The 348-nt window shown below is 38.2% G+C and carries 1 protein-coding gene; it reads right to left on the bottom strand.

All coding sequences use genetic code 11. The features are described 5' to 3' along the window. A partial coding sequence (locus BEB54_RS28365) for an ISAs1 family transposase (protein WP_123059771.1) occupies nt 1-348 on the bottom strand: 348 nt, incomplete at both ends.

Raw genomic sequence — 348 nt, 5'->3', positions numbered from 1 at the left:
TTCTGGCTCTTTCTTTTGTTCTGCTATTATTGACCGAAAGGAGACTGCCACGCATAATTTCTTCAGACCTTTCCATTTAAACGTGAAATCAATAAGTTCATCAGGGACATCGCAAACAATATGAAGACGGATTTCTTCTCTGCCGTGACTCTTTTCACTTATTTCGTAACTGTCATGCTCTGGATTATTTAATTCTTTCAGCGGAAATTTTCCCTCAAAGGCTTTATTTAGTCGTCCCTGATTTCCTTTTACAGCGAATACATAATCACCGCCCTGTTTTTGTATCTTCTCTGCAATATCTTTCTGGCAACCCATCGCATCAGTTGTGATGATTTTTCCTTTAATATC

The organism is Escherichia sp. MOD1-EC6021, from assembly GCF_002965245.1.
Taxonomy (GTDB): domain Bacteria; phylum Pseudomonadota; class Gammaproteobacteria; order Enterobacterales; family Enterobacteriaceae; genus Escherichia; species Escherichia coli_F.
Note: the sequence above shows the minus strand (reverse complement) of the source record. Positions and strands in the feature narration are given on the sequence as shown.